22 protein-coding genes are annotated in these 24,323 nt (G+C 74.7%); 12 read left to right on the forward strand and 10 right to left on the reverse strand.

All coding sequences use genetic code 11. The features are described 5' to 3' along the window. Nucleotides 1–58: 58 nt before the first annotated feature. Genes KZX45_RS08515 through KZX45_RS08525 form a run of 3 tightly spaced genes read right to left on the reverse strand, consistent with a single transcriptional unit; the run spans nt 59 to nt 2,767 of the window. Nucleotides 59–1,075 carry a DNA topoisomerase IB gene (locus KZX45_RS08515; RefSeq protein ID WP_248257299.1) on the reverse strand — a complete coding sequence of 339 codons (1,017 nt, stop codon included), beginning with the start codon at nt 1,073–1,075 and terminating at the stop codon, nt 59–61. Further along, nucleotides 1,072–1,746, reverse strand: coding sequence for an N-acetyltransferase (locus KZX45_RS08520; protein WP_248257300.1), 675 nt, complete (start codon nt 1,744–1,746; stop codon nt 1,072–1,074). Before KZX45_RS08520 ends, KZX45_RS08515 begins: the two co-directional genes overlap by 4 nt. Further along, nucleotides 1,739–2,767, reverse strand: coding sequence for a BadF/BadG/BcrA/BcrD ATPase family protein (locus KZX45_RS08525; RefSeq protein ID WP_248257301.1), 1,029 nt, complete (start codon nt 2,765–2,767; stop codon nt 1,739–1,741). The genes KZX45_RS08520 and KZX45_RS08525 overlap by 8 nt, the downstream gene beginning before the upstream one ends. Before the next feature lie 167 nt (nt 2,768–2,934). Here KZX45_RS08525 and KZX45_RS08530 point away from each other — a divergent pair, with 167 nt between their 5' ends. The 3 genes from KZX45_RS08530 to KZX45_RS08540 all read left to right on the forward strand — a co-directional run bounded on the left by KZX45_RS08530 (nt 2,935) and on the right by KZX45_RS08540 (nt 6,486). Next, nucleotides 2,935–3,897 carry an N-acetylmuramic acid 6-phosphate etherase gene (locus tag KZX45_RS08530; protein ID WP_248257302.1) on the forward strand — a complete coding sequence of 321 codons (963 nt, stop codon included), beginning with the start codon at nt 2,935–2,937 and terminating at the stop codon, nt 3,895–3,897. Next, nucleotides 3,894–4,784 carry a MurR/RpiR family transcriptional regulator gene (locus tag KZX45_RS08535; RefSeq protein ID WP_248257303.1) on the forward strand — a complete coding sequence of 297 codons (891 nt, stop codon included), beginning with the start codon at nt 3,894–3,896 and terminating at the stop codon, nt 4,782–4,784. The genes KZX45_RS08530 and KZX45_RS08535 overlap by 4 nt, the downstream gene beginning before the upstream one ends. 151 nt (nt 4,785–4,935) lie before the next feature. Then, nucleotides 4,936–6,486, forward strand: a complete 1,551-nt coding sequence (locus KZX45_RS08540; RefSeq protein WP_248257304.1) for a family 10 glycosylhydrolase — start codon at nt 4,936–4,938, stop codon at nt 6,484–6,486. 120 nt (nt 6,487–6,606) lie between these two features. Here KZX45_RS08540 and KZX45_RS08545 read toward each other — a convergent pair whose 3' ends face one another. The 3 genes from KZX45_RS08545 to ptsP all read right to left on the reverse strand — a co-directional run bounded on the left by KZX45_RS08545 (nt 6,607) and on the right by ptsP (nt 9,825). Then, nucleotides 6,607–7,620 carry an acyl-CoA thioesterase II gene (locus KZX45_RS08545; RefSeq protein ID WP_248257305.1) on the reverse strand — a complete coding sequence of 338 codons (1,014 nt, stop codon included), beginning with the start codon at nt 7,618–7,620 and terminating at the stop codon, nt 6,607–6,609. A gap of 61 nt (nt 7,621–7,681) precedes the next feature. After that, on the reverse strand, nt 7,682–8,056 hold the full coding sequence (locus KZX45_RS08550; protein WP_248257414.1) for a globin: 375 nt from the start codon (nt 8,054–8,056) through the stop codon (nt 7,682–7,684). Nucleotides 8,057–8,121: 65 nt separating this feature from the next. Beyond that, on the reverse strand, nt 8,122–9,825 hold the full coding sequence (ptsP, locus tag KZX45_RS08555; protein WP_248257415.1) for a phosphoenolpyruvate--protein phosphotransferase: 1,704 nt from the start codon (nt 9,823–9,825) through the stop codon (nt 8,122–8,124). A 265-nt stretch (nt 9,826–10,090) separates the two neighbouring features. Here ptsP and KZX45_RS08560 point away from each other — a divergent pair, with 265 nt between their 5' ends. Both KZX45_RS08560 and malQ read left to right on the forward strand, forming a co-directional pair. Further along, entirely contained in the window at nt 10,091–10,321 is a 231-nt protein-coding gene (locus tag KZX45_RS08560) for a glucose PTS transporter subunit EIIB (RefSeq protein WP_248257306.1), read from the forward strand. A 94-nt stretch (nt 10,322–10,415) separates the two neighbouring features. Further along, nucleotides 10,416–12,578 (forward strand): 4-alpha-glucanotransferase, encoded by a 2,163-nt coding sequence (gene malQ / locus KZX45_RS08565; RefSeq protein WP_248257307.1) that lies wholly within the window; start codon nt 10,416–10,418, stop codon nt 12,576–12,578. A 148-nt stretch (nt 12,579–12,726) separates the two neighbouring features. Here the strand turns inward: malQ and KZX45_RS08570 are convergent, their stop codons facing one another. Beyond that, nucleotides 12,727–14,166 carry a PTS transporter subunit EIIC gene (locus tag KZX45_RS08570; protein ID WP_248257308.1) on the reverse strand — a complete coding sequence of 480 codons (1,440 nt, stop codon included), beginning with the start codon at nt 14,164–14,166 and terminating at the stop codon, nt 12,727–12,729. 304 nt (nt 14,167–14,470) lie between these two features. Between KZX45_RS08570 and KZX45_RS08575 the strand changes: the two genes are divergently transcribed. From KZX45_RS08575 to KZX45_RS08585, 3 genes are read left to right on the forward strand one after another with little or no spacing between them, the layout of a single operon-like run. Further along, nucleotides 14,471–14,701, forward strand: a complete 231-nt coding sequence (locus KZX45_RS08575; protein ID WP_043498907.1) for a glucose PTS transporter subunit EIIB — start codon at nt 14,471–14,473, stop codon at nt 14,699–14,701. Next, nucleotides 14,698–15,156, forward strand: a complete 459-nt coding sequence (locus tag KZX45_RS08580; protein ID WP_248257309.1) for a PTS glucose transporter subunit IIA — start codon at nt 14,698–14,700, stop codon at nt 15,154–15,156. Before KZX45_RS08575 ends, KZX45_RS08580 begins: the two co-directional genes overlap by 4 nt. Next, the gene (locus KZX45_RS08585) at nt 15,153–15,830 is read left to right on the forward strand and encodes an HAD family phosphatase (RefSeq protein WP_248257310.1); all 678 of its coding nucleotides are present in this window, start codon (nt 15,153–15,155) and stop codon (nt 15,828–15,830) included. Before KZX45_RS08580 ends, KZX45_RS08585 begins: the two co-directional genes overlap by 4 nt. Nucleotides 15,831–15,979: 149 nt before the next feature. On the opposite strand, the gene pepN is transcribed toward KZX45_RS08585, so the two are convergent. Further along, a complete protein-coding gene (gene pepN, locus KZX45_RS08590; RefSeq protein ID WP_248257311.1) occupies nt 15,980–18,568 on the reverse strand; it encodes an aminopeptidase N in 2,589 nt (862 codons plus the stop codon). 174 nt (nt 18,569–18,742) lie between these two features. Between pepN and KZX45_RS08595 the strand changes: the two genes are divergently transcribed. After that, nucleotides 18,743–18,958 carry a hypothetical protein gene (locus tag KZX45_RS08595; protein WP_248257312.1) on the forward strand — a complete coding sequence of 72 codons (216 nt, stop codon included), beginning with the start codon at nt 18,743–18,745 and terminating at the stop codon, nt 18,956–18,958. A 4-nt stretch (nt 18,959–18,962) separates the two neighbouring features. Here KZX45_RS08595 and KZX45_RS08600 read toward each other — a convergent pair whose 3' ends face one another. After that, nucleotides 18,963–19,520: a GNAT family N-acetyltransferase gene (locus KZX45_RS08600; protein ID WP_248257313.1), complete on the reverse strand. Its 558-nt coding sequence runs from the start codon at nt 19,518–19,520 to the stop codon at nt 18,963–18,965. 92 nt (nt 19,521–19,612) lie between these two features. Here KZX45_RS08600 and KZX45_RS08605 point away from each other — a divergent pair, with 92 nt between their 5' ends. From KZX45_RS08605 to KZX45_RS08615, 3 genes are all read left to right on the forward strand, one after another. Next, complete coding sequence (locus KZX45_RS08605; RefSeq protein ID WP_248257314.1) at nt 19,613–20,236, forward strand: DsbA family protein; 624 nt, start codon at nt 19,613–19,615, stop codon at nt 20,234–20,236. A 143-nt stretch (nt 20,237–20,379) separates the two neighbouring features. Then, nucleotides 20,380–20,964, forward strand: a complete 585-nt coding sequence (locus tag KZX45_RS08610) for a hypothetical protein (RefSeq protein ID WP_248257315.1) — start codon at nt 20,380–20,382, stop codon at nt 20,962–20,964. Next, entirely contained in the window at nt 20,961–22,178 is a 1,218-nt protein-coding gene (locus tag KZX45_RS08615) for an MFS transporter (protein ID WP_248257316.1), read from the forward strand. Before KZX45_RS08610 ends, KZX45_RS08615 begins: the two co-directional genes overlap by 4 nt. A 126-nt stretch (nt 22,179–22,304) precedes the next feature. Here the strand turns inward: KZX45_RS08615 and KZX45_RS08620 are convergent, their stop codons facing one another. Then, nucleotides 22,305–24,323: a M13 family metallopeptidase gene (locus KZX45_RS08620; protein ID WP_248257317.1), complete on the reverse strand. Its 2,019-nt coding sequence runs from the start codon at nt 24,321–24,323 to the stop codon at nt 22,305–22,307.

Consider the following 24,323-nt stretch of genomic DNA (forward strand, 5'->3'; position numbering starts at 1 on the left):
GGGCACGCCCGCCCACCCGTGCAGAGCCTCGCCCGTCCGCCCGGCAGCGGCCGGTGCGTCACCCGAGCAGCTCGAGGACCGCTCTCTCGACGGCCCCGTGCGTGTCGGGCGGCGCCGGGTCGCCCGGGTTGTCCGCCCGCCGCGCGAGCCGGAGGTCGATCGTCCGGCCGCGCTCGGCGAGGTCGAGCACCCGGGAGTCGATGTAGGACGACCGGCTGACGGCGGGGGTGTTGCCCAGGTACTGCGCCACGGCCTTCACCGCCTCCCGCTCCGCCCGTTTCCGCGCGGTGCGCGTGGTGGCTCCCGGGGCGCGGACCGCCAGCTCGAGCGCGGCGAGCACCGTGCCGTGCCAGGTGCGGAAGTCCTTGGCCGACGCGTCCGGCCCCAGCCGCTCCTTGACGTACTCGTTGATGTCGGCGCTGGTCACGTCGACCCACTCGCCGCGGCGCCGGTACGCGAGCAGCTCCTCGCCGCCGCCCCGGCGCCGGCGCATCATCGTCAGCGGCTCGACGAGCGCCTCGTCGCGCAGCACGAGTCGCCGGGACTGCCCGGACTTGGCCAGGTAGGCGAACGTCATCTCCCCGTCGCGGGTGATGCGCACGTGCCGCTTGAGGAGGGTGGCGAGGCCGTAGCTGCCGTTGTTCTCCGCGTAGGTCTCGCCGCCGATCCGGAAGAACCCGATGTCCAGCAGCCGGAAGGCGACCGCGAGGGCGCGCTCGCGCGGCATGCCGTTGCGCGCGAGGTCCATCGTCACCTGACGGCGGGCGGACGGGAGCCGGCGCGCGAGGTCGAGGACGCGCTCGTGCTTGGCCGCGTCGCGGCTCTCGCGCCACGCGGGGTGGTAGAGGTACTGGCGGCGCCCGGCGTCGTCGGTACCCACCGCCTGGATGTGCCCGTTGACGACCGGGCAGATCCACACGTCCTTCCAGGCGGGCGGGATGACCAGCGCGCGGCAGCGCGCCAGCACGTCCGGATCGCTGACCCGGGCGCCGTCGGCGTCGAGGTAGACGAACCCGGTCCCGGCCCGGCGCCTGCTCAGGCCCGGTCCGTCCACCCGCACCCGCCGGAGTCTCACCCGTCACCTCTCACGGGGTCAGTGTGCTGGCGTGTGCCGCCTCGCGCTCGCCGACCCAGGCGCAGGCCCAGCACGAGGGCGTCCGTCCGCTCGAGCACGCGCATACCAAGGTGCTGGTAGAACCCGACGGCACCCTCGTTGGCCGGGTCGACGCCGAGGTGCACGCCCGGCGCGCCCGCCACGGCGAGCGCCGCGAGGACCGACTCCAGCAGCTGGCGGCCGTGCCCGCCGCCCTGCGCCTCCGGCAGCAGGTCCACGTGAAGGTGCGCCGGGTGGTCGACGAGCCAGGCGCCCGCGGTGCGCGTCCCGGCGTGGATCGCCCGGACGAGCCGGGCGTCGGGCGAGTCGTCGCCGGGCTCCGGGAGCGGGTACCGCGCCCGCAGCGGCGGCCACCAGGACGCCTCGCACGCGTCCTCGAACGCCGTGGTTCCGACGGTGGCGACGGCGTAGCCGACCGGCTCGCCGCCGGGGCGGCGCAGCACGCGGGCGAGGCCCGGCTCGAGCGCGAGGTAGGCGCCGAGGTAGACGTGGCCGAGGAGCTCCGGGTCCCGGTGGAGGCTGGTGGCGTCCCGGCCGGCGTCCCCCGTGCGCAGGCAGATCTCGTACAGCGCCGGACGGTCGCCGGGACGGTAGGGGCCGACGGCGAGGCCCGACCCGGCGCGCTCAGCCACGTGCCGCCCCGACGGCGGCGGTGAGGGCGGCGACGTCCGGCAGCGGCCAGCCGGCCCGGTCCGCGGCCAGGCGCAGCGCGCCGACCACCGGCGCGGCGGCGTCGTGGACGCGCAGGTCGTGGGCGGGCTGTCGCAGGCCGGCCAGCACGCCGTCGCGGACGGGACCGGGCCGGGTGAGCACCGAGCCCGCGAGCACGACGTCCGCGGCGCCGTCGGCCACGGCGGACAGCGAGCGCAGCAGGCCGGCGACCCCCTCGGCCACGATGCCGGCGGCGACGGCGTCACCGACGGCCGCGCACGCCGTCACCTCTCGGGCGAAGGAGCCGAGCTGGGCGGGGGAGCGGGTGTCGGTCAGGCGCACGAGATCCTGGCGCGGGTCGCCGGTGACGGCGGCCCCGGCCGCGGCGGCCAGCTCCGCCGCCGCTGGCGTCAGCGCGGTCGCGGGGCCACGCCCGTCGAGGTGGGCCGCCGCTGCGCGCAGGCCGGCCAGGGCCAGCCAGACGCCCGAGCCGACGTCCCCGAGGAGCCAGCCGAGCCCGTCGGAGCGGGCCCGCTCGGCGAAGCCGGCCACTCGCAGGGCGATCGCGCCGGTGCCCGCCAGCAGGAGGGCGCCGTCGGGCCCGGGCGCCCCGGCCGCGTAGGCGACGACCGGGTCCGTCACGACCTCGGCGGCCACCGGGACCGGCATCCCGCTGCCCGGCAGCGCGTCGTGGAGCAGGGCGACGGCGCGGGCCCGGCCGGCGGGTCCCGCCCCGGCGATCCCCGCCACGAGCGCGTCGGCCTGCCAGCGGCCGTCCAGCCGCCCATCCGCCTGCGCGGCCGCGGCGGCGAGGACCGCCCGCAGATGATCGACGACCACGCCGGGGGAGGACCGGAAGTTGGCGCCGGGCCCTTCGACGACGGCGAGCACGGCCCCGTCCGGGGCCAGGACGCCCGCGGTCGAGGAGGTCCCGCCCACGTCGAGGCCGACCACGGCGCGCAGCGCGCCCGCGGTGCCGGCGTACTCAGAGATTGGAGGCACGCTATTCCCCACCTCGGTCGACGGTGGTAACTTTCCAACTTGCGTCGGTGAACGGAAGTTATCACCACCACAGGAGCTTCCGCTCCATCGAACCACCGCCCGGTCCGCGCGTCCGACCGCCGGACCGCAGCAGCCCCGCGCGACCCGAGCCCGACCCTGGAGCCGCCATGAGCCGGACCGACAACGACTGGCGCGAGGTCATCGGCCTGCGCTCGCCCACGGAGGAACGCAACCCGCGCACCGCCGGGATCGACCAGCTGCCGGCCCGCGAGCTGGTCGCCCTGGTGATGGCCGAGGACCGCACGGTCCACGACGCCGTCGCGACGGTGGCCGGGCCCGTGGCCGAGCTCGTCGAGCGCGCCGTCGGGGCGATCGCGGCGGGCGGGCGCGTGCACTACGTCGGCTCCGGCACGTCCGGGCGGCTCGGTGTCCTCGACGCGGTCGAGCTGCTGCCGACCTACGACGTGGGCGAGGAGGCCTTCCGCGCGCACCTCGCCGGCGGCCCGGGGGCGATGATGCTGGCCGTCGAGGGCGCCGAGGACGACGCCGGCGCCGGCCGGACCCTCGGCGAGCAGTTCGGGCCGGACGACCTCGTGGTGGGGCTGACCGCGAGCGGGCGCACCCCGTTCGTCGGGGGCGCGCTCGCCGCGGCGCGCGAGCGCGGCGCGGCGACCGCCCTGGTCTCCACCAACCCCGCCGCCCCGCTGGCCGGTGCGGTGGACGTCGCGGTGCTGGTGGACACCGGCCCCGAGGTGGTCACCGGCTCGACCCGGATGAAGGCGGCGACCGCGCAGAAGCTGGTCCTGAACACTTTCTCGACGGCCGTGATGGTGCGCCTGGGCAAGACGTACTCCAACCTCATGATCGAGGTGCGGCCGACCAACCAGAAGCTCCGGGCGCGGACGGTGCGGATGCTCGTGCAGGCCACCGACCAGGAGCCGGCGCGCTGCGCGGAGGTTCTCGAGGAGGCCGGCGGGCGCGTCCGCGTCGCGCTCGTAGCCCTGCTGGCCGGCAGCACGGTGGAGGCGGCGGCCCGGGCGTCCGCTACGTTCCCGCCGGACCCCGCCCGGGCCGACGACCCCGCCGGGGTGCGCTCCGCCGTCGCCGCCCTCGGGGCGGGCGTGCGGTGAGCGAGGTGCCGCTCGCGGTGCGTCTGCGGGGGCTGCTGGAGAACCTCCAGCCCTCGACCCGGCGGGTGGCCGAGCTCGTCCTCGCCGACCCCGAGCGCGCGGCCGGCCTGACGATCACCCAGCTGGCCCAGGCCTCCGGGACGTCGCAGTCCACCATCGTGCGGCTGTGCCGCGAGGCCGGGCTCGACGGGTACCGGCAGTTCCGGCTCGCGCTGGTCGCCGACCTCGGACGGCGGGAGGGCGAGTCCCGCCCCGCCGAGATCACCGGCGACATCGCCGAGGGGGACGACCTGGACTCCGTCGTCGCCAAGATCGCCTTCGCGGACGCCCGGGCGGTCGAGGAGACGGGCCGCGCGCTGTCGGTCCCGGAGCTGGAGGCGGTCGTGGACGCCGTGGTGGCCGCCGGGCGCACGGACGTCTACGGGGTGGGGGCCTCGGGCATCGTGGCGGCCGACCTCCAGCAGAAGCTCCACCGCATCGGGCGCGTCGCGTTCTCCTTCCCGGACGCCCACCTCGCGCTCACGTCCGCGGCGCTCCTGGGCGTCGGCGACGTCGCTATCGGCATCTCCCACACCGGCACCACCGTCGACACCGCGGACGCGCTCGCCATCGCCCGGCGCAACGGGGCCACGACCGTGGCCATCACGAACGCACCGCGCTCGCCGATCGCGCTCGGGGCGGACCACGTGCTGCTCACCGCGGCCCGGGAGACGACGTTCCGCTCCGGGGCGACCGCGTCGCGGCTCGCGCAGCTGACCGTCGTGGACTGCGTCTTCGTCGGCGTCGCCCAGCGCACCTTCGCGGCGAGCCAGCGGGCGCTGGAGGCCACCCGCGACGCCGTCCGCGACCGGCGCGTGGAGCACCGCCCGCGCACGACCTCGCACTGAGGCCCGCCGCGCCAACCGACTCGCACCGTCACCGAGCAGGAAGGAGCACCGCCGCGGGGAACGCCCGCCAGGCCCGCCGCCCGATGACGCGCGCCGGGCCCGCCTCGCGCAGAGCCGCGCGACGGCAGGACAACTCGAGAGGAGCAGGACGATGAGACGACCGACTTCACGGACGATCGCCGCACTGGGGGGTTTTGCACTTCTGCCCGCACTCGCGCTCGCCGCGCCGGTCACGGCGCAGGCCGAGGACCGGCCCGAGCAGTGGCGCGGGTACTGGGTCGACGCGTTCAACGCAGGGATCTACGACGCCGAGCAGGTCACGGAGCTCGTGGCCGACGCCGAGGACCTCGGCGCCAACGTGCTGGTGGTCCAGGTGGGCCGCCGGTTCGACTGCTTCTGCAACGACGCGCTCTACCCGCGCACCGACGCGTTCGTGGACCCGGCGCCGTACGACCCGCTCGCCGAGGTGATCGAGCAGGCGCACGCCGCGGGCATCGAGGTCCACGCCTGGGTCAACGCCACGACGCTGTGGAACTCCGCGACCCCGCCGAGGTCGCCCGAGCACGCCTACAACGCCCACGGCTTCGCCGCCGAGGGCGAGCACCGCTGGCTGAACAAGCGGGCCGACGGCGTGGAGAAGGTGGGCAACAACTCCTTCATCGACCCGGCCAACCCGCACGCCGTCGACTACGTGGTGGACGCCGTCGCCTCCATCACCGAGAACTACGACGTGGACGGCGTCAACCTCGACTACATCCGCTACCCGGACTACAACAGCGGGGACTTCGTCAACGACTGGGGGTACTCCGAGGTCTCCCTCGCACGGTTCGCCGCCGAGACCGGCCGCACGGACGTCCCGGCCCCGACCGACGAGCAGTTCAGCGACTGGCGCCGCGACCAGGTCTCCGGGCTGGTCCGCAAGATCTATCTCGCGATGTACGAGGTCGACCCGACCGACCGGCTCAGCATCAACGGCATCACCTACGCCTACGGGCCGGCCACGTACGGCGGGTGGGAGGGCACCCGCCCCTACCGCAACGTCATGCAGGACTGGAAGGGCTGGCTGGACGAGGGCATCGTCGACACCGTCACCGCGATGAACTACAAGCGGGACTGGGTGCCCGCGCAGGCGCAGATGTTCGACGAGTGGAGCGAGGCGCTGGTCGACTACCGGGCCGGGCGGCACGTGGTGAACGGCCCCGCCCTCTACCTCAACGACGTCGACAGCTCGGTGGAGCAGGCCCGCAAGACGGTCGAGGCCGGCTTCGACGGCTGGATGGGCTACTCCTACGCCAACGCCACCATGGCCGCGACGGCGTCCGGCGACGCCGCCGTCAAGGACGCGGAGCGGGCCGCGCTGACGGACGCCCTGCGCGCCGACGTGCTCGCCGACGAGGTCGTCGTGCCCGAGATGACCTGGAGGACGGCGCCGACGACCGGGCACGTCTCGGGCACCGTCGTCCTGGCGGGCGGGGCCCCCGCCGACCAGGCCGACGTGGTGCTCCACCGGGTCGACGGGCCGGCGCAGAAGGTGCTCGCGCGCACCGACGGCTCGGGCTGGTTCGGCGCGGTGGATCTTGAGCCCGGCCGCTACCGCGTGCAGGTGGTGGAGGCGGGCGCCGAGGGGACGGCGTCGGCCTTCGTCACCGTGGGTGCGGGCGCCGTCGCCGAGGTCGCGGTGCGGGCCGACACCCTCGGCTGACGGCGTCCGACGGCCCTCGAGCGCCGCCCGACCCGACGACCGCTGCCGGCGCGCCCGCGGCGGTCGTCGGGTCGGGGCGCGGTCGCGTCGGGGCCGCGCCCCGACCATGACCCGCAGCCCTCAGCGCAGCGACGGCCGCTTCCACTCCTCGTCCGGGCGTGGCACCGAGGGCGGCCGGTCCGCGGCCGGCCGCGCACCGGGCCCGGCGTCGTCGGGCACGCGGACCATGCCCTCCTGGGCGACGGTCGCCACGTGGGTCCCGGCCGTGTCGAACACCTTGGCGATGCCGAGCCCGCGACCACCCTGCGCCGACGGGGACTCCTGGACGTAGAGCAGCCACTGGCCGACGTCGAGCGGCCGGTGCCACCACATGCCGTGGTCCAGGCTCGCCACGCTCAGCCCCGGTGTCCGCCAGCTCAGCCCGTGGCGGCGCAGCACCGGCTCCAGGAGCACCTGGTCGCAGGCGTACGCGAGCAGCGCCCGGTGCTGCAGCTGGGTCAGCCCCGCCGGCAGCGGGGAGCGGGCACGCATCCACAGCATCTGCGCGTCGGTCCGCTCGCCCGCGCCCCGCAGGTAGATGTCCTGCTCGACGTGGCGGATGTCGAACGCGGCCGTGGAGGACATGAACTTCGCGACGGGGTGGTCCACCTCGTCGAAGAGCGTCAGCGCGCTGCGCAGGCTCTCCGGGTCCGGGGCCTCGGGCGCTGCCGCGGCGTGCTCCCGCCCCGGCTGGTCCTCCTGGTAGGAGCTGATGAGGGAGAGGATCGGCTTGCCCTGCTGCAGGGCGTGGGTGCGCCGCGTGCTGAAGGACCGGCCGTCGTGCAGCCGCTCCACCGCGAACGTGATCGGCAGCTCGACCTTCCCGGGCCGCAGGAAGTACCCGTGCACCGAGTGCAGCTGGCGCCGGCCGTCGCCGTCGTCGGGCAGCGTCGCGGCCGCGGCCAGCACGGACTGCGCGAGCACCTGGCCGCCGTAGATGCGCCCGCTCAGCTGCGGCAGGGAGGTCCCCGCGAACTCGTCCGGCCCCAGCCGGGTCAGGCGCAGGGTGCTCAGGACCGTCGCCATCGGCTCGGCGTCGGTCTGGGGGACGTCCAGCACGGCGGCGGCGTCGGGGGCTTCGGGCAGCTGGGGCATGACGCTCCTGGGTGGTGGGTGGACGGGTGGTCGTCCCGCGCACGCGACGGCGCGGCGAGGCTCAGATCAGGCTGCGGCGGCCGGGCTCGGGCGTGTTGACCATTGCGTGCGCCGCGCGCTCGAGGTAGTCCCACAGCAGCGTCTCGAGCTCCGGGGCGAGCTCCAGCTCGTCGACGCCGACCCGCATGTGCGCGAGCCAGCGGTCGCGGGCCGCCGGGGTCACCGGGAAGGGCAGGTGCCGACGGCGCAGCATGGGGTGCCCGCGCTGCTGCGAGTACGTGGTGGGCCCGCCCCAGTACTGCTCCAGGAACATCGTCAGGCGCTCCTCGGCGCCCGCCCAGTCGTCCTGCGGGTACATCGGGGCGAGCAGCTCGTCCTCGCGCACGCCCTGGTAGAACCGGTGCACGAGCCGGGCGAACGTCGGGTGCCCGCCCATCGCCTCGTACACGCGGGCGAGATCGGCGTGGGTGGGCTGCTGCGCTGTCACCGTCCCATCATCGCTCACAGCCCGAGGTCCGCGAGAACCGGCAGCCCCTCCCGCACGCGCGCCCGGGCGTCGGCCGCGGACTCGGCGTCGACCGCCGCGCGGGCCAGCCGCCGGCACGTCGCGAGGTCGGTGGCCGCCAGCACGGCGGCGACGTCGGCCAGGGCTCGCGGCGTCATGGACAGCGAGGAGATGCCCAGACCCACGAGGACGACGGCGAGTGCTGGGTCGGCCGCGGCCTCGCCGCACACCCCGACCGGCCGGGACTGCTGCGCGCCGCCGAGGCAGGTCGACTCCACGAGCCGCAGGACGGCGGGCTGCCACGGGTCGGACAGCTCGGCGAGGGAGCCCAGCAGCCGGTCGGCGGCCATCGCGTACTGGGTCAGGTCGTTCGTGCCGATCGACGCGAACGAGGCCCGCGCCAGGATCGGCCCCGCGAGCAGCGCCGCGCTCGGCACCTCGACCATGACGCCCGCCGTGCCCAGCCCGTGGCGCTCGCACGCGGCGACGAACTCCTCGGTCTCGGCCACGGTCGCGACCATGGGGGCCATCACCCAGACGTCCGCGCTGGTCGCCTCGGCGGCGCGGGCGATCGCGGCGAGCTGGTTCTCGAGGACCTCGGGCGCCTTCCGGGCGGTGCGCAGCCCACGCACGCCGAGGGCCGGGTTGGCCTCCTCGGCGTCGGTGACGAACGGCAGCGGCTTGTCCGCGCCGGCGTCGAGGGTGCGGACCACGACCTTCTTGCCGGGGAACTGCTCGAGCACGCGCCGGTACTGCTCGGCCTGCTCGTCGACGCCCGGCTCCTCGGTGCGGTCGAGGAAGCAGAACTCCGTGCGGAACAGGCCCACGCCCTGGGCGCCCGCCTCGGCCGCGGACCGGGCGCCGTCCGGGTCGCCGACGTTGGCCAGGAGCGCCACCTCGTGCCCGTCCGCGGTGCGGCCGTGGCCGTCGAAGGTGCGGACGACCGCGCTCCGCTCCTCGGCGCGGCGGACGCGCTCGGGGTCGGGCGAGAGCTCGACGGTGCCGGCCCCGCCGTCGACGAGGACGAGCTCCCCCTCGGGCAGCGCCGCGGGGGCGCCGGCCAGGCCGACGACGGCCGGGATGCCGAGGGACCGGGCGAGGATCGCGGTGTGCGACGTCGGGCCGCCCTCCGCGGTGACGATGGCGCGCACGAGCGCGGGGTCCAGCAGCGCGGTGTCCGCCGGGGCGAGGTCGGTGGCCACGAGCACGAACGGCTCCGCGCGCTGCGGGACCCCCGGCATCGGCTGCCCGGTGAGCTCGGCGATGATGCGGTTGCGCACGTCGGCGACGTCTCTAGCCCGTTCGGCCATGTACCCGCCCAGCGCACCCAGCTGCTCCGCCACCTTCCCGGCGGCCAGCCACACCGCCCGCGGCGCCGGCAGGTGCTCCTCGCGCACCAGCGCGGAGGCGCTCTTCACGAGCGTGGGGTCGGCCGCCATCTGCGCCGTCGTCTCGAGCAGCTCGCGGCGCTCGCCCTCGACCGTCGTCGCCGCCTGCTCCAGGGCGCCGCGCACGGCCTCCGCGGCGGCGGCGATCCGTCCCGCCTCGGCCTCGGCCTGCTCCTCCGCGACCGCGGGACCGGCCGGGGGCTCGCCGGCGGGCGGGCGGACCTGCGCCACGGGGCCGGCGGCGAGGCCGGGGCTGACGCCGACGCCGCGCAGCGGCTCGGCCGCGCCCGCCGGGGCGCCGGGGTCGGGCATGACGGTGTCCGGGGCGTCCTCGCCCGCGGCCTGGGTGCTCATGGATGCTCCTGTCCTCGGAATGCGCCCCATCATGCCGCGCCTCGGCCCGCCCGCCCGGCGCACGCGCCGGGAGCACGGTGACCGGCCCCGGGTGACGCCGCCGGACGCGCCCCCGCGCGCCGATCCGCTGGTGCACCGGTAGCGCGCGGGTAGGCTCGGAGGAGGTCGCGGGAACGTGACGAATCCCGCACGCACACCGTCTCAACACCGTTGGAGGAGTTCGATGAACAAGGCCGAGAGCATCCTGGCCGCCCTGGGAGGTGCGCCGAACGTCGTCGACGTCGAGCCGTGCATCACCCGTCTGCGCGTGGAGGTCCGGGACCCGGCCGTCGTGGGTGAGAGTGACCTCAAGGCCACCGGTGCGTTCGGCGTCGTGCGGGTGGGCCGTGTGGTGCAGATCGTGGTCGGCCCGGAGGCGGACGACCTGGCCGAGGAGATCAGCGCGCTCCTGTAACCCAGGACCGTCGCGCGGTGCGCCGGCGAGGGCGAGGCCCCGGGCGCGAACACCTACGGCGGACCTGACGCGTCCGTCCAGACCGAGGAGCACCATGACGTCCAGCCCGGCACCGGCCGCGGACACCACCACCCCCTCGCCGGAGCTGCGGCGGCTCGCCGACAGCCTCGGCGTGGCGACCGAGTTCTGGGACTTCACCGGTCACCACCGGATCGTCTCCGCCGCGACCATCCGCGCCGTGCTGGCCGCGCTCGGCGTGCCCGCGGGCGACGAGGGCCAGGTGCGCGCCGCGCTCGCGGACGCCGAGCTGGCGCCGTGGCGCGCGGTGCTCCCGCCGTCCGTGGTGGTGCGGGAGGGACGGACGCACGAGCTCGCGGTGCACGTGCCCGACGGCACGGGCGTCGCCGTCGTCGTCGAGCTCGAGGCGGGCGGCACGCGCGAGCTGGAGCAGAAGGACGCCTGGGTGGAGCCGCGCGTGGTGGACGGCGTGCTCGTCGGCCGGGCCACCTTCGTCCTGCCCGCCGACCTGCCGGTCGGCTGGCACGAGGTGGAGGCCCGGGTCGACGGCGGACGAGCCGTCCGCAGCCCGCTCGCCGTCACGCCCGACCGGCTCCCGGACCCGGGGGTCGCCACCGCCCGCGGGTGGGGCCTGATGGCGCAGCTGTACTCGGTGCGCTCGGCCCGCTCGTGGGGGATCGGGGACCTCTCGGACCTGGCGGAGCTGACGAGCTTCTCGGGCGATCTGGGCGCGGACTTCCTGCTCATCAACCCGCTGCACGCGGCGGAGCCGAGCGGCCGGATGACCCCCTCGCCGTACCTGCCGGTCACGCGCCGGTTCGTCAACCCGATCTACATCCGCCCGGAGGAGGTGCGCGAGGCCGCGTACCTCAGCGGACCCCAGCGCGCCCTCGTGGAGTGGGCCGCCGAGGAGGTCCGGGGCGCCAACGCCACGAACCGGCCCATCGACCGCGACGCCGCCTGGTCCGCGAAGCGCCAGGCGCTCGAGGTGATCTTCGCGGCGGGCCGCAGCCGGTCCCGTCAGCGGGCGCTCGACCGGTTCCGGGCGGAGGAGGGCCAGGGGCTGGAGGACTTCGCCCTCTGGTGCGCGCTGCACGAGAGGTACGCGAGCACCGGCTGGCCGACGGAGCTGCAGGACATCCGCTCCCCGTTCGTCGCCCGCGCCCGCCGCGAGCTGGCCGAGCGGGTCGACTTCTACGTGTGGCTGCAGTGGGTCGCGGACGAGCAGCTGGCCCACGCCCAGCAGGTGGCCCTCGACTCCGGCATGGGGCTCGGGGTCATGCACGACCTGGCGGTCGGGGTCCACCCCGGCGGAGCCGACTCCTGGATCGACCGCGAGGCCTTCGCCCAGGGCATCGGCGTGGGCGCACCGCCGGACATGTACAACCAGCAGGGCCAGAACTGGAGCCAGCCGCCGTGGCGGCCCGACGCCCTGGCCCGCACCGCGTACGCGCCGCTGCGCGAGATGGCCCGCACGGTGCTGCGCCACGCCGGCGCGGTGCGCGTGGACCACATCCTGGGGCTGTTCCGGCTGTGGTGGATCCCGGACGGCATGGGCGCGGACGAGGGCACCTACGTGCGCTACGACCACGAGGCCATGGTCGGCGTCCTGCTCCTCGAGGCCGACCGTGCGGGCGCCGCCGTGATCGGGGAGGACCTGGGCACCGTGGAGCCGTGGGTGCGCGACTACCTGGAGGAGCGGGGGGTGCTCGGCACCTCGGTGCTCTGGTTCGAGAAGGACGGCGCCGGCCAGCCCCTCCAGCCGGACGCCTACCGACGCCTCGTCCTGGCCACCGTCGACACCCACGACCTGCCGCCCGTCGCCGGCTACCTGGCCGAGGAGCACGTCGACCTGCGCGAGCGGCTCGGGCTGCTCACCGAGCCGGTCGAGCAGGTGCGCGAGGAGGCCCGGACGGAGCGCCACCGCATGGTCGACCGGCTGCGCGAGCACGGCCTGGTCGGGGAGAACCCCACCGAGCGCGAGCTCGTCGAGGCCCTCCACGCCTATGTGGTCCGCACCCCGGCCGTGCTGGTGGGCGTCTCGCTCACCGACGCGGTGGGCGAGCGGCGCGCGCAGAACCAGCCGGGCACGGACACCGAGTATCCCAACTGGAAGCTTCCGCTGGCCGACGGGGCCGAGCAGGTGGTCATGGTCGAGGACCTCCCCGGCTCGGCCCGGCTGCTCTCCCTCGTCGCCGCCCTGCGGGCCGCGCTCGGCGACGACGACCGGCTGGCCTGACCGCCCCCGCAACGCCGCCACCCTCGGCGGCAGTGACATGTCACTTCTCTCGGTGACACGTCAGTGTTTCTCGAGCGCCTGAGAACGTGAGACGACCCCCTGCCCCGGAGCTCGTGAGCTCGCGGGGCAGGGGGTCGTCGTCAGCGGTTCAGACGCGCGGGGTTCCGCCGCCGTCGCGCTCCTCGCGACGCAGCTCGGGGACGGCCTTGCCCGTGTCCTCGGCCACGGCGCCGGCCGGGTCGCCCCGCCGTGCCGCGCGCTCCTCGGCCGGCCGCGCACCGGTCTTGACCGCGGCGGCGTCCTGCGCCTCGTCGAAGACCGACGGCGCACCCGAACCGACCTCGCCGTCCTCCTCGCGGCCGGGCGTGCGCAGGTTCCACCGCTTGATCGCGAAGCTGAAGATCAGGTAGTAGATCACCGCGTAGCCCAGCCCGATCGGGATCAGCCACAGGGGCATGGTCGCGATGCCGAAGTTGAGCAGGTAGTCGATCGCGCCCGCGGAGAACGTGAACCCGTCCTTGATGCCGATCGCGTTGACCAGTGCCAGCGAGGTGCCGGTCAGGACAGCGTGGACCGCGTAGAGCGGGAACGCCACGTAGGCGAAGGCGTACTCCAGCGGCTCGGTGATGCCGGTGAGGAACGCGGTCAGCGCGACGGAGATCATGATGCCGCCGGTGACCTTGCGGCGCTCCGGCTTGGCGTGGCGCCAGATCGCCAGCGCCGCGGCGGGCAGGGCGAACATCATGATCGGGAAGAACCCGGTCATGAACGTCCCGGCGGTCGGGTCGCCCGCGAAGAACCGGAAGAGGTCACCCTGGGCCACCTGACCCGTGTCCGGGTTGGTGTACTCGCCGAACTGGAACCACGGCAGGTTGTTGAGCAGGTGGTGCAGGCCGAACGGGATGAGCAGGCGGTTCAGCGTGCCGAACACGAAGCCACCGATCACGACGTTGCCCTCGTCGGTGACCCACCGGCCGAAGCCGCCGATGACGGCGTCGAAGGCGGGGTAGATCAGCGCGAAGATGACGGCGACGAGCACCGCGACGAAGGCGGTGATGATCGGGACGAGGCGGCGCCCGCCGAAGAACGCCAGGTAGGGCGGGAGCTTGGTGCGGTAGAACTTCTGCCACAGCAGCGCGGCGATGATGCCGATGACGATGCCGCCGAGCACGCCGTAGTTGATCGTCTCCTCGCCCTCCGCCCCGGCGCCGAAGAACGGTGCGAGCGCGTCGAGCACGGCCTGGAAGGTGAGGTAGCCGATCAGGCCGGCCAGCGCCGTCGAGCCGTCCGACTTGCGGGCGAAGCCGATGGCCACGCCCAGGGCGAAGATGATCGGCAGGTTGCCGAACACGGCGTTGCCGGCGGCGGCGAAGACGTCCGCGACGGGCTGGACCCAGCCCATCCCGTTCCAGCTCGCCACGCCCTGCTCGCCGAGCATGTCGGGCTGACCGAAGCGCAGCAGCAGGCCGGCGGCGGGCAGCACGGCGATCGGCAGCATGAGCGAGCGGCCCACGCGCTGAGCCTGGGCGAAGCCCGGGATGTGTCTCTTCTTCGTGGTGGCGGGGGTGCCCGCCGCGGTGGTGGTCATCGCTGCTCCAAGGTTCAGGAGCGACCCACCTGGCGTGCGCGACGGCGCGCACCGGGACGCTCCGGGATGCGTCCGCACGCCCGTCTCGCAGGACGATACGGACATGCTGACGCGGACACTGAATCGCCAGGGACCCCACGTGTCAAGGAACCGCGCCGCGCCTGGAGTTCGCTTGACACGCGCCTCACCTGCGCGGTCTCATCAGCATGCCGGGCCAGCCGGGTCCGGCGCGGGCGCCCGACGGCGCACGGCGGGGAGTTCCGCCGGCAGGATCACGGTCGATCCGTGACGACAGGAGCTGAAGATGAGCCAGGCGGAGCAGATCCTCGCGGCGCTGGGCGGGGACGCGAACATCCTCGACCTCGAGGCGTGCATCACGCGGCTGCGCGTAGAGGTCGAGGACCCGGCCAAGGTCGACGAGGCCGGGCTGCGCGCCGCGGGCGCCTTCGGTGTGGTGCAGCAGGGCGCGGCGGTCCAGGTTGTCGTCGGTCCGCAGGCGGACACCATCGCCGAGGACATCGAGGACCTGCGGTGACGTTGCGGGTCCTCGCACCCGTCGCCGGCACCGTCCTCGCGCTGAAGGACGTGCCGGACCCCGTCTTCTCGGAGGCGATCGTCGGTCCGGGGATCGCCGTCGACCCCGCAGGTGCGGAGGTCTCCGAGGTCCGCGCCCCCGTGGCGGGGACCATCATGAAGTTTCATCCGCACGCCTTCGTGCTGGTGGCCGAGGGAGGCCGCGGCGTGCTCGTGCACCTCGGTCTCGACACCGTTCAGCTCGGCGGCGAGGGCTTCACCCTCCACGCCGCGGAGAAGGACACCGTCGAGGCGGGGCAGCTCCTCGTGACCTGGTCGCCGGAGAAGGTGGCCGCGGGCGGTCGGTCGCCGGTCACGCCGGTCATCGCCCTGGAGGGCGCCGCGGAGTCGCTCACCACGGCCGTCGCGCCGGGGGACACGGTCGCCGCCGGCGACGAGCTGTTCACCTGGGCGTGACCCGCGACGGCCTGCGGGGCCGGGTGGACGCCATGCTGCGTGCTCCCGGCTCCGGGCTGCTCCTCGACCTCGACGGCACCCTCGTGGACTCCGAGCCGACCCACCGGGCCGCCTTCGCCACGTACTTCGCCCGGCGTGGCTGGGACGTGCCCGCCGACATGCTGCACCTGTTCGCCGGGCGGCGCGGCGCGGAGGTGTTCGCCGCGGTCGAGGGCCCCTGGACCGGTGAGGACCCGATGACGCTCGCGCACGAGGTCATCGCGTGCCTCGACGTCGTGGCCCACCCGCCCGCCCCGGTCCCTGGGGCGGCGGAGACGATCTCGGGCTGGCACGCGGCCGGGGTGCCGCTCGCCGTCGTCACCTCGGCGACGAACGCCTGGGCGACGGCGGCCCTCGAGCTCCTCGGGGTGGCCGACCTCGGCGTCGCGCTCGTCACCGCGGAGCTGGTCGACGTCGGCAAGCCCGATCCGGCCCCGTACCGGCTGGGCGCCGAGGTGCTCGGGGTGGCCACCGCCGCCTGCGTGGCCGCGGAGGACACCCCGGCCGGCCTCAGCGCCGCACTGGGGGCGGGCGTGGGGCTGGTGCTCGGGGTGACCACGTCGCACGACGCGCACGTCCTGCGGGCCGCCGGCGCCCACGACGCGGTCGCCGACCTCACGGCGCTGGTGCCCTGACCCACCGGCCTCGCGACACCGGCACCACCACCGGGTCCTAGCGACACCGGCAGCACCCCCAGTGAACGCCGAGAATGCCCTCACTGCTCGAACCGTCGTCGCGACGGGCAGGTAGGGCATTCTCGACGCCGGGGGAGGCGGTGCTGGGGTCAGACGCCTGCCCGGTCGGCCTCCTGGGCGCGGACGGCCCGGCGGGCGGCGTCGAGATTCTCCACCACCAGGCGGCGCAGCGCGGGCGCCGCGTCGGCGTGGGCGTCCAGCCACTGCTGCGTCAGCTCCACGACGTCCACGCCGTGCTGCTCCGCCAGGCCGGCCAGCTTGCCCGGGTAGAGCCCGATGACGATGTTCTGCGCCATCTCGTTCGTGCGGCCCGACCACACCGGCTCCAGCGCGTCGAAGTAGCGCCGCACGAACGGGACCAGCAGGCCGCGGTCGTGGACCTGCGCGAAGCCGCCGATGACGTTCGACTGCACCGCGTTGGGCAGGGCGTCGGACTCGACGACGTCGGCCCAGGCCCGCTCCTTGTTCTCCGCCGTCGGGATGGCGGCCCGCGCGCGGGCCGCCTGCTGCTGCCCCGTCGCGGTGGCGTCGCGCCGCAGCTCGTCGTCGATCTCGGGGGCGCCGGCGCGCCCGCCGGCGACGAGGCCCTGCAGCAGAGCCCAGCGCAGGTCGGTGTCCACCGCCAGGCCGGGCAGCTCGGCGGAGCCGTCGAGGAGGCCGGCCAGGACCTCGAGGTGCTCGGGTGCGACGGCGTGGGTGGCCAGGGCCCGCACCAGCTGGAGCTGGGTGTCGGAACCCCCGTCGGCCGCGCGCGCGAGCTCGAGGAGGCGTGCGCCGACGCCGCGGCCGACCTCGTCGCGCCGCTCCGGGGCGACGTAGGAGCCGAGGGCGACGCCGACCTGGCGGAGCAGCACCAGGACCACCGAGGAGTCGGTCTCGGTGGCGACGGCGCGCAGCGCGAGGTCGATGAACTGGCGCGCCGACCACTCGCCGTCGCGGGTCATGTCCCACGCGGCGGCCAGGACGAGGGCGCGGGGGAGGGACCCGTCGAACCCGCCCAGGTGCGCCGTCGCCGTCCCGAGGGACTCGCCGTCCAGGCGGACCTTGGCGTACGCGAGATCCTCGTCGTTGAGGAGGATCAGGTCGGGCCGCCGGCGGCCGACGAGCTCAGGGACCTCGGTGCGGGCGCCGTCGACGTCGAGCTCGACGCGGACGGTGCGCTCCAGGCGGGCGGCCGGGCCCTCGCCCACGACGTCGTAGCCGCCCACGACCAGCCGGTGCGGGCGGAGGGCGGGGTGCTCCGCCGGGGCCTCCTGGAGGACGGCGAACGTGGCGATCGTGCCGTCGTCGGCGGTGCGGATCTCGGGCCGGAGCCGGGTGACCCCGGCCTCCTCCAGCCACACCGCCGACCACGCGCCGAGATCGCGGCCGGAGGTGGCCTCGAGCTCGACGAGCAGGTCCCGCAGCTCGGTGTTCCCGAACGCGTGCTTGGCGAAGTAGCGCTGCACGCCGGCCAGGAACGCGTCGCGGCCCACCCAGGCGACGAGCTGCTTGAGGACGGAGGCGCCCTTGGCGTAGGTGATGCCGTCGAAGTTGACCTCGACGTCCTCCAGGTCGTTGATCGGCGCGACGATCGGGTGCGTGGAGGGCAGCTGGTCCTGGTTGTACGCCCAGGACTTCTCCATCGAGGAGAAGGTGGTCCACGCGCTCGTCCAGCGGGTGGCCTCCGCGGTCGCCAGGTGCGAGGCGTACTCGGCGAAGGACTCGTTGAGCCACAGGTCGTTCCACCAGCGCATGGTCACGAGGTCGCCGAACCACATGTGCGCGAGCTCGTGCAGGATCGTCACCGCGCGGCGCTCGACGGTGGCCTCCGGGACCTTGGAGCGGAAGACGTAGTTCTCCACGAACGTCACGGCGCCGACGTTCTCCATCGCGCCGGCGTTGAACTCGGGGACGAAGAGCTGGTCGTACTTGGCGAACGGGTACGGCCGGTCGAACGCCTCCTCGTAGAAGGCGAACCCCGCGCGGGTGATGTCCATGATCTCCTCGGCGTCGAGGAACTCGGCCAGGGACGCGCGGCAGTACACCCCGAGCGGGATCGTGCGCCCGTCGCGGGACGTCAGCTCGCCGGTGACCTTGTGGAACGGGCCGGCGACGACCGCGGTGAGGTAGGAGGAGATCACCTCGGTGGGTGCGAAGCGCCAGGTCAGCGACTCCGCGCCGGGCTCGGCGACGGGCTCGGGCGCGACGACCGGGGTGTTGGACACGACGGTCCAGTGGGCCGGGGCGGTGACCGTGAAGGCGAACACCGCCTTGAGGTCGGGCTGCTCGAAGACGGCGAAGACGCGCCGGGAGTCGGCGACCTCGAACTGGGAGTAGAGGTAGACCTCGTCGTCGACCGGGTCGACGAAGCGGTGCAGCCCCTCGCCGGTGTTCATGTACCGGCAGGTCGCCTCGACGACGAGCTCGTTGTCCACGGCCAGGTCCGTCAGGGCGATGCGGGCGCCGTCGAAGGCGGCGGGGTCCACCTCGCGGCCGTTGAGCACGATCCGCTCGACGGAGGCGGCGATGAGGTCGACGAACGTGCCCGCACCCTCGGTGGCGGAGAAGCGGATCGTCGTCGTCGAGCCGAAGACCCCGTCCCCGCGGGTGAGGTCCAGGACGACGTCGTAGGCGGACGTCGCGACGGTGGCGGCCCGCTCCTGGGCCTCGGCGCGGGTGAGGTTCTCTCCGGGCATGGGTCTCCTTGACGCGTGCATGACGGCCCGTTCGGCCGCGGTCCGGCTGCGCCCGACGGCGCACCGGGCTCGATCCTGCCACCCGGGTGCCGCGCCGGCCGACCTGAATCCGCGCCGGTTGCGCGCCCGCCGGGCCCGGGACACGCTGGGGCCAGCCGAGCTGGGAGGACCGACATGAACCGCGAGACCCCGCGCGAGACCGCCGACCGCGCCAAGGAGCTGGCCGACGCCGCCGCCGAGAACCTCGAGCACACCCGCCCCGACGACGAGGACCTCGCCGAGGCCGACGTCGACGCCGCGAACCGTCCGGGCGTGCCGGACAACCAGGAGCGACTCGACCCCGAGGGCCCGGGGGAGGACCTCGTCGGGCCCGGGTCCCCGATGCCGTGATGGCCTAGCCCGGGACCGACGCGACCGGTGCCTGCTGCACCTCCTCGGTGCGGTAGACCCGCAGGCCCCTCGCCCGGTAGTTCCCGAGGGCACGGGGACTGTCGAGGCTGCAGGTGTGCAGCCAGACCCGCCGGACCGGCGGCAGGCCGGGCCAGCGCGCCGGCAGCGTCCACGCCTGCCGCAGGACGTCGGCCAGCACGTGGCCGCCGAGCCCGCGCCCGGTGAACGCCGGCAGCAGCCCGAAGTACTCGAGCTCGACCTCCGTGGCACCGGACCCGTCCGCGGCCGTGCCCGCCAGCTCCGCGTAGCCGGCGACCTCGCCGTCCACCCGGGCCAGCCACGTCTCCCGGCCGGGGACGGCGAGCCAGGCTCGCCACTGCCGCGGCGACCACGGGAGCCGGTCGGTCCACGCCCAGTCCCCGCCGACGGACGCGTAGAGGGCGCGGTTGAGGTCCGGGTCGGGCTCCGGAACCCGCGCCAGCTCGAACGGCGGCCGCGGGGACGACGGCGGAGCCAGCGTGGCCGGGTCGGTCGTCTGCAGGTACGTGACGGTGACGCGCACCCGGCCATTCCAGCACGGCCGCCGGGGGTGCGGCAGGCCCCTGTGCCGGACCCCACACGGAGGCGGCTCCCGCTCGTCCGTACGATGGCCGCATGACTGAGACCACCACCGCACCCGCGACCGCCGACTTCTGGTTCGACCCCATGTGCCCGTGGGCCTGGATGACCTCCCGCTGGATGAGCGAGGTCGAGCAGGTCCGCGACGTGAGGGTGCGCTGGCACGTCATGAGCCTGTCCGTGCTCAACGAGGGCCGTGACCTCCCCGAGGACTATGCCGCCCTGATGGAGCGGGCCTGGGGCCCGGTCCGGGTGGTCAACGCCGCCCGCGAGCACCACGGCGAGGAGGTCCTGAAGCCGCTGTACGACGCGCTGGGGAACCGCATCCACCCCGGCGGGCGCGGGGACGACCTGGCCGCGGTGATCGACGAGGCGCTCGCCGAGGTCGGCCTGCCCGCGGAGCTCGCGCGCTTCGCGGCGTCGGACGAGCTCGACGAGTCCCTGCGCGTCTCCCACCAGGAGGCGCTCGAGCTCGTCGGTGACGAGGTCGGCACCCCGGTGGTCGCCGTCGACGGCGTGGGCTTCTTCGGCCCGGTCGTCACCCCGGCCCCGAAGGGCGAGGCCGCCGGCCGGCTGTGGGACGGGGCGCTGCTCGTGTCCTCCACGCCCGGGTTCTACGAGATGAAGCGCACGCGCACCGCGGGGCCGATCTTCGACTGAGCCCCCTCGCGGACGCACGCGCCCGGCCCCGGGGCGATGACGTAACGTGTCGGCGCCCCGGGAACCCGGGTGCGCCGGGCCGCACCCCGAAGCACGGACGCCCCGAAGCGGCGGGCGCCCGGAACGAGAAGAAGGAGCAGCAGATGGCGCAGGCACGGAGCAGGCTGAGCGGCGGCGAGCGGGCGGTCATCGTGGTCTCGCTCGTGCTCGTGGCCGCCTTCGCCGTCCTGCTCAGCCTGCGGCTCACCGGCAACGCGGACCCCGGGCCGGCCTCCGCGACGACGGCGCCCCCGGCAACCTCGGGCCCGGCGGCCACGGCCACCGCCGGCAAGGAGGCCACCGAGCCCGCCGGCGAGGACCTGAGCGAGGTGTCGTGGGACTTCGTCAGCCCCACCGGGAACATCGCCTGCGCCGTCGACGCCGAGCGGGCCCTGTGCGGCATCGCCTCCTTCGAGTACGCCGACCAGATCCCCGCCGCCGTGGTCCAGGCCTGCGACGGCACGGTGGGCCACTTCCTGCAGGTCACCGCCGAGGGGTCCTCCCTCGTGTGCGACACGTCCGGCGAGGCCCTGACGATCGACGCCGCCGGCGTCCCCGCCCTCGGCTACGGCCAGGAGGAGAGCGCCGAGGGCTTCACGTGCGCCTCGGCCGAGACGGGCATGTCCTGCCGGCACGACCAGAGCGGCTACTCCTTCTCGGTGCGGCGAGCCGCGTACGACCTCGCGTGAGCGCACCCTCGCTCACCGGAGTACTCGGGTCCCGCCCGCTCGCCCTCGCTCTCCTGGGCATGGCGGTGGGCAGCTTCGCGATCGGCACCACCGAGTTCGCCACGATGGGGCTGCTGCCCCAGGTGGCCGAGACGTTCGACGCCACCATCCCCGAGGCCGGGTACCTCGTGTCCGCCTACGCGCTGGGCGTGGTCGTCGGAGCGCCGTTGATCGTGCTCGCCACGTCGCGTGCGCCCCGGACCGGACTGCTCGTGGCGCTGGCGATGGCCCTCGCGGTCGGCAACGCCCTCTCCGCCCTCGCTCCGACACTGCCGACGGCGCTCCTCGCACGCTTCCTCGCCGGCGTGCCGCACGGGGCCTACTTCGGCATCGCGGCCGTGGTCGCCTCCGCGGTCTCCCCGCCGCAGCGCAGGGCCCGCTCGGTCTCGCTGGTGATGATCGGCCTGACCGTCGCGACGATGCTGGGCGTACCGCTCTCGACGGCGATGGGCCAGGCGTGGGGGTGGCGCTCGCTGTACTGGCTCGTCGCAGTGGTCGCGGTCCTGGCGGCGGCGGCCATCTGGCGCTGGGTCCCACCGGTCCCCGTGCGGGCGGGGGCGACGGCGCGACGCGAGCTCACAGCGTTGCGATCCCTGCAGCTGTGGCTGGCCGTGGGGACCGGGGCGATCGGGTTCGGCGGCATGTTCGCCGTGTACAGCTACATCACCCCGACGATGACCGAGGTCGCCGGCCTGGCCCCCACACAGGTGCCGTGGGTGCTCTTCGTCTTCGGGGTCGGGATGACCCTCGGCACGCTGGTGGGCGGCCGCCTGGCGGACCGGACCGTGCACGGTGCAATCGTCACGGGCCTGGCCGCCATGGCGGTGACGCTCGCGGCGTTCGGCGCGCTGGTGCGGGGGCCGCTCAGCGCCGTGCTGCTCGTGGGGCTCGTCTCCGTCGCCAGCCAGTTCATCGGGCCCGCGCTGCAGACCCGGCTGCTGGACGTCTCCCGCGAGGGGCCCTCCCTCGGTGCCGCGCTCCACCACAGCGCGCTGAACATCGGCAACGCGCTGGGCGCCTGGGTCGGTGGGCTCGTCATCGCCGCCGGGCTCGGCTACCTGGCTCCCGCCTGGGCAGGTGCGGTCCTGGCCCTGGCCGGCCTGGCGATCGCCCTGCTCGCCGTGGCGCTCGAGCGGCGCTCGGGCGCGCCGGGGCCGTCGACCATGATCGGCTGACGAGGGCGACGACCGCGACGACCGCGACGACCGCGACGAGCGCGACGAGCGCGACGACCGCGGCCCTCGGCCGCCCCAGCCGTCCGGGAGCCGCCGAGGGCCGTCGTCACGAGGTGGCACCCCCACCTACCAGATGCGCACCCGCTCCTCGGGCGGCAGGTAGAGCGCGTCGCCGGGCCGGACGTCGAACGCCTCGTGGAAGTCGTCCATGTTCCGCACAACCCCGTTGCAGCGGAACTCCGCCGGCGAGTGCGGATCGATGCTCAGGAGCAGGATCGCGTCGGCGTCCCGGGACTTCGAGCGCCAGATCCGTCCCCAGGAGTGGAACACCCGCTGCAGCCCGGTCAGGCCGTCGACGACCGGCGCGTCGGCCACGCCGCTCAGCCCCTCCTCGCGCAGGGCGATGTCGTAGGCCTTGACCGCTATGGAGAGCCCGCCCAGGTCGCCGATGTTCTCCCCGACGGTCAGGGCGCCGTTGACGTGGTGGGTGTCGTCGAGCTGCGCGGGGGAGTAGGCGTCGTACTGGGCGATCAGGGCCTTGGTGCGCTGCTCGAACTCCGCCCGGTCCTCCTCCGTCCACCAGTCGGTCAGGCGGCCGGTGCCGTCGTACTTGGAGCCCTGGTCGTCGAAGCCGTGGCCGATCTCGTGGCCGATCACGGCGCCGATGCCGCCGTAGTTCCAGGCGTCGTCGGCCTCGGGGTCGAAGAACGGCGGCTGGAGGATGGCGGCCGGGAAGACGATCTCGTTCATGGGCGGGTTGTAGTACGCGTTGACCATCTGCGGCGGCATGAACCACTCGCCCCGGTCCATCGGCCTGCCGAGCTTGTCCAGGTCCCGCCGCTCCTCGAACAGGTTGGCGGCCCGCACGTTGCCGAGGAGGTCCTCGGCCTCGATCTCCAGGCTCGAGTAGTCGCGCCACTTGTCCGGGTACCCGATCTTGGGGGTAAAGGCGTCCAGCTTGGCCAGCGCGCGTGCCCGGGTCTCCTCGCCCATCCAGTCCAGCCCGGTGATCGACTCGCGGTAGGCGGCGATCAGGTTGTCCACGAGGCGCTGCACCGCGGCCTTGTGCTCGGGCGGGAAGTGACGGGCGACGTACAGCTCGCCCACCGCCTCGCCGAGCGCGCCCTCGACGAGGGACACTCCCCGCTTCCACCGGTCGCGCAGCTCCTCCGCACCGGTGAGGGTGCGGCCGTAGAAGTCGAAGTTCTCGTCGACGAACGCGGCCGGCAGGTAGGGGGCGCGGGCGTGCACCGTCTGCCACGTCAGCCACAGGCGCAACGAGTCCACGTCCAGGGAGTCCCAGGCCCGGGCGAAGTCGGTCAGGTACGACGGCATCGCCACGATGAGGCGGTCGAACGCCCCCTCGGGCACGCCGGTGGCGGCACGCCACAGGTCCCAGTCGAACCCGGAGGCCGAGGCGACGACCTCCTCCCAGCTCATCGGGTTGTTGATCTGGTCGGCCTCGCGGGCCCGCACCTTGTCCCAGTGCCCGGCGGCGAGCGCGGTCTCCACCTTCATCACGCGCTCCGCGGCCCCCATCGCCTCGTCCTCGGTCACCAGGCCGGTGAGGGCCAGCATGCCCGCGACGTGCGCGACGTACGCCGTCCTGGTCTCGGCGTGGGCGTCCTCCCGGTAGTAGGACTCGTCGGGCAGCCCGAGCCCGGACTGGACGAAGAAGACGACGTAGCGCTCCGGGTCGTTGAGGTCGGTGTCCACCCCGTAGCCGACGGCGCCGGTGACCCCGGTGGGCTGCAGCGAGCCCATCGCCCGCGTCAGCGCCTCCTTGTCGAGCGCCGCGGTCAGCAGGTCCAGGTCGGCGCGCAGCGGCCCGGTGCCCAGCGCCTCGATCCGCTCGGTCGCCATGAACGAGGAGTACAGGTCCCCGATCTTGCGGGCGTTGTCCGGGTTCCCGCCCCCGGCGTCGCCGGCCGCGGCCGCCTCGACGATCGCGCGCACGCGCACCTCGCTGAGGTCGCGCAGCGCGTGGAAGGAGCCGTCCCGGGACCGGTCTGCCGGGATGACGTGCCTGGCCAGCCACGTGCCGTTGACGTGCCGGTAGAGGTCGTCCTGCACGCGCACGGAGGCGTCCATGGCCTCCTTGTCGGTCATGGCGGGAGTGGTCTCGCTCACGTTGGTGGTGGTCAT

Source organism: Georgenia sp. EYE_87 (genome assembly GCF_023148685.1).
Classification (GTDB): Bacteria; Actinomycetota; Actinomycetes; order Actinomycetales; family Actinomycetaceae; genus Georgenia.

Coding starts and splice junctions, on each gene's coding strand:
- pepN (WP_248257311.1), bottom strand. CDS start 18,568: ATGCCCGGAGAGAACCTCACCCGCGCCGAGGCCCAGGAGCGGGCCGCC.
- KZX45_RS08560 (WP_248257306.1), top strand. CDS start 10,091: ATGAACAAGGCCGAGAGCATCCTGGCCGCCCTGGGAGGTGCGCCGAAC.
- malQ (WP_248257307.1), top strand. CDS start 10,416: ATGACGTCCAGCCCGGCACCGGCCGCGGACACCACCACCCCCTCGCCG.
- KZX45_RS08570 (WP_248257308.1), bottom strand. CDS start 14,166: ATGACCACCACCGCGGCGGGCACCCCCGCCACCACGAAGAAGAGACAC.
- KZX45_RS08620 (WP_248257317.1), bottom strand. CDS start 24,323: ATGACCACCACCAACGTGAGCGAGACCACTCCCGCCATGACCGACAAG.
- KZX45_RS08530 (WP_248257302.1), top strand. CDS start 2,935: ATGAGCCGGACCGACAACGACTGGCGCGAGGTCATCGGCCTGCGCTCG.
- KZX45_RS08610 (WP_248257315.1), top strand. CDS start 20,380: ATGGCGCAGGCACGGAGCAGGCTGAGCGGCGGCGAGCGGGCGGTCATC.
- KZX45_RS08545 (WP_248257305.1), bottom strand. CDS start 7,620: ATGCCCCAGCTGCCCGAAGCCCCCGACGCCGCCGCCGTGCTGGACGTC.
- KZX45_RS08605 (WP_248257314.1), top strand. CDS start 19,613: ATGACTGAGACCACCACCGCACCCGCGACCGCCGACTTCTGGTTCGAC.
- KZX45_RS08550 (WP_248257414.1), bottom strand. CDS start 8,056: ATGGGCGGGCACCCGACGTTCGCCCGGCTCGTGCACCGGTTCTACCAG.
- ptsP (WP_248257415.1), bottom strand. CDS start 9,825: ATGCCCGACCCCGGCGCCCCGGCGGGCGCGGCCGAGCCGCTGCGCGGC.
- KZX45_RS08595 (WP_248257312.1), top strand. CDS start 18,743: ATGAACCGCGAGACCCCGCGCGAGACCGCCGACCGCGCCAAGGAGCTG.
- KZX45_RS08540 (WP_248257304.1), top strand. CDS start 4,936: ATGAGACGACCGACTTCACGGACGATCGCCGCACTGGGGGGTTTTGCA.
- KZX45_RS08575 (WP_043498907.1), top strand. CDS start 14,471: ATGAGCCAGGCGGAGCAGATCCTCGCGGCGCTGGGCGGGGACGCGAAC.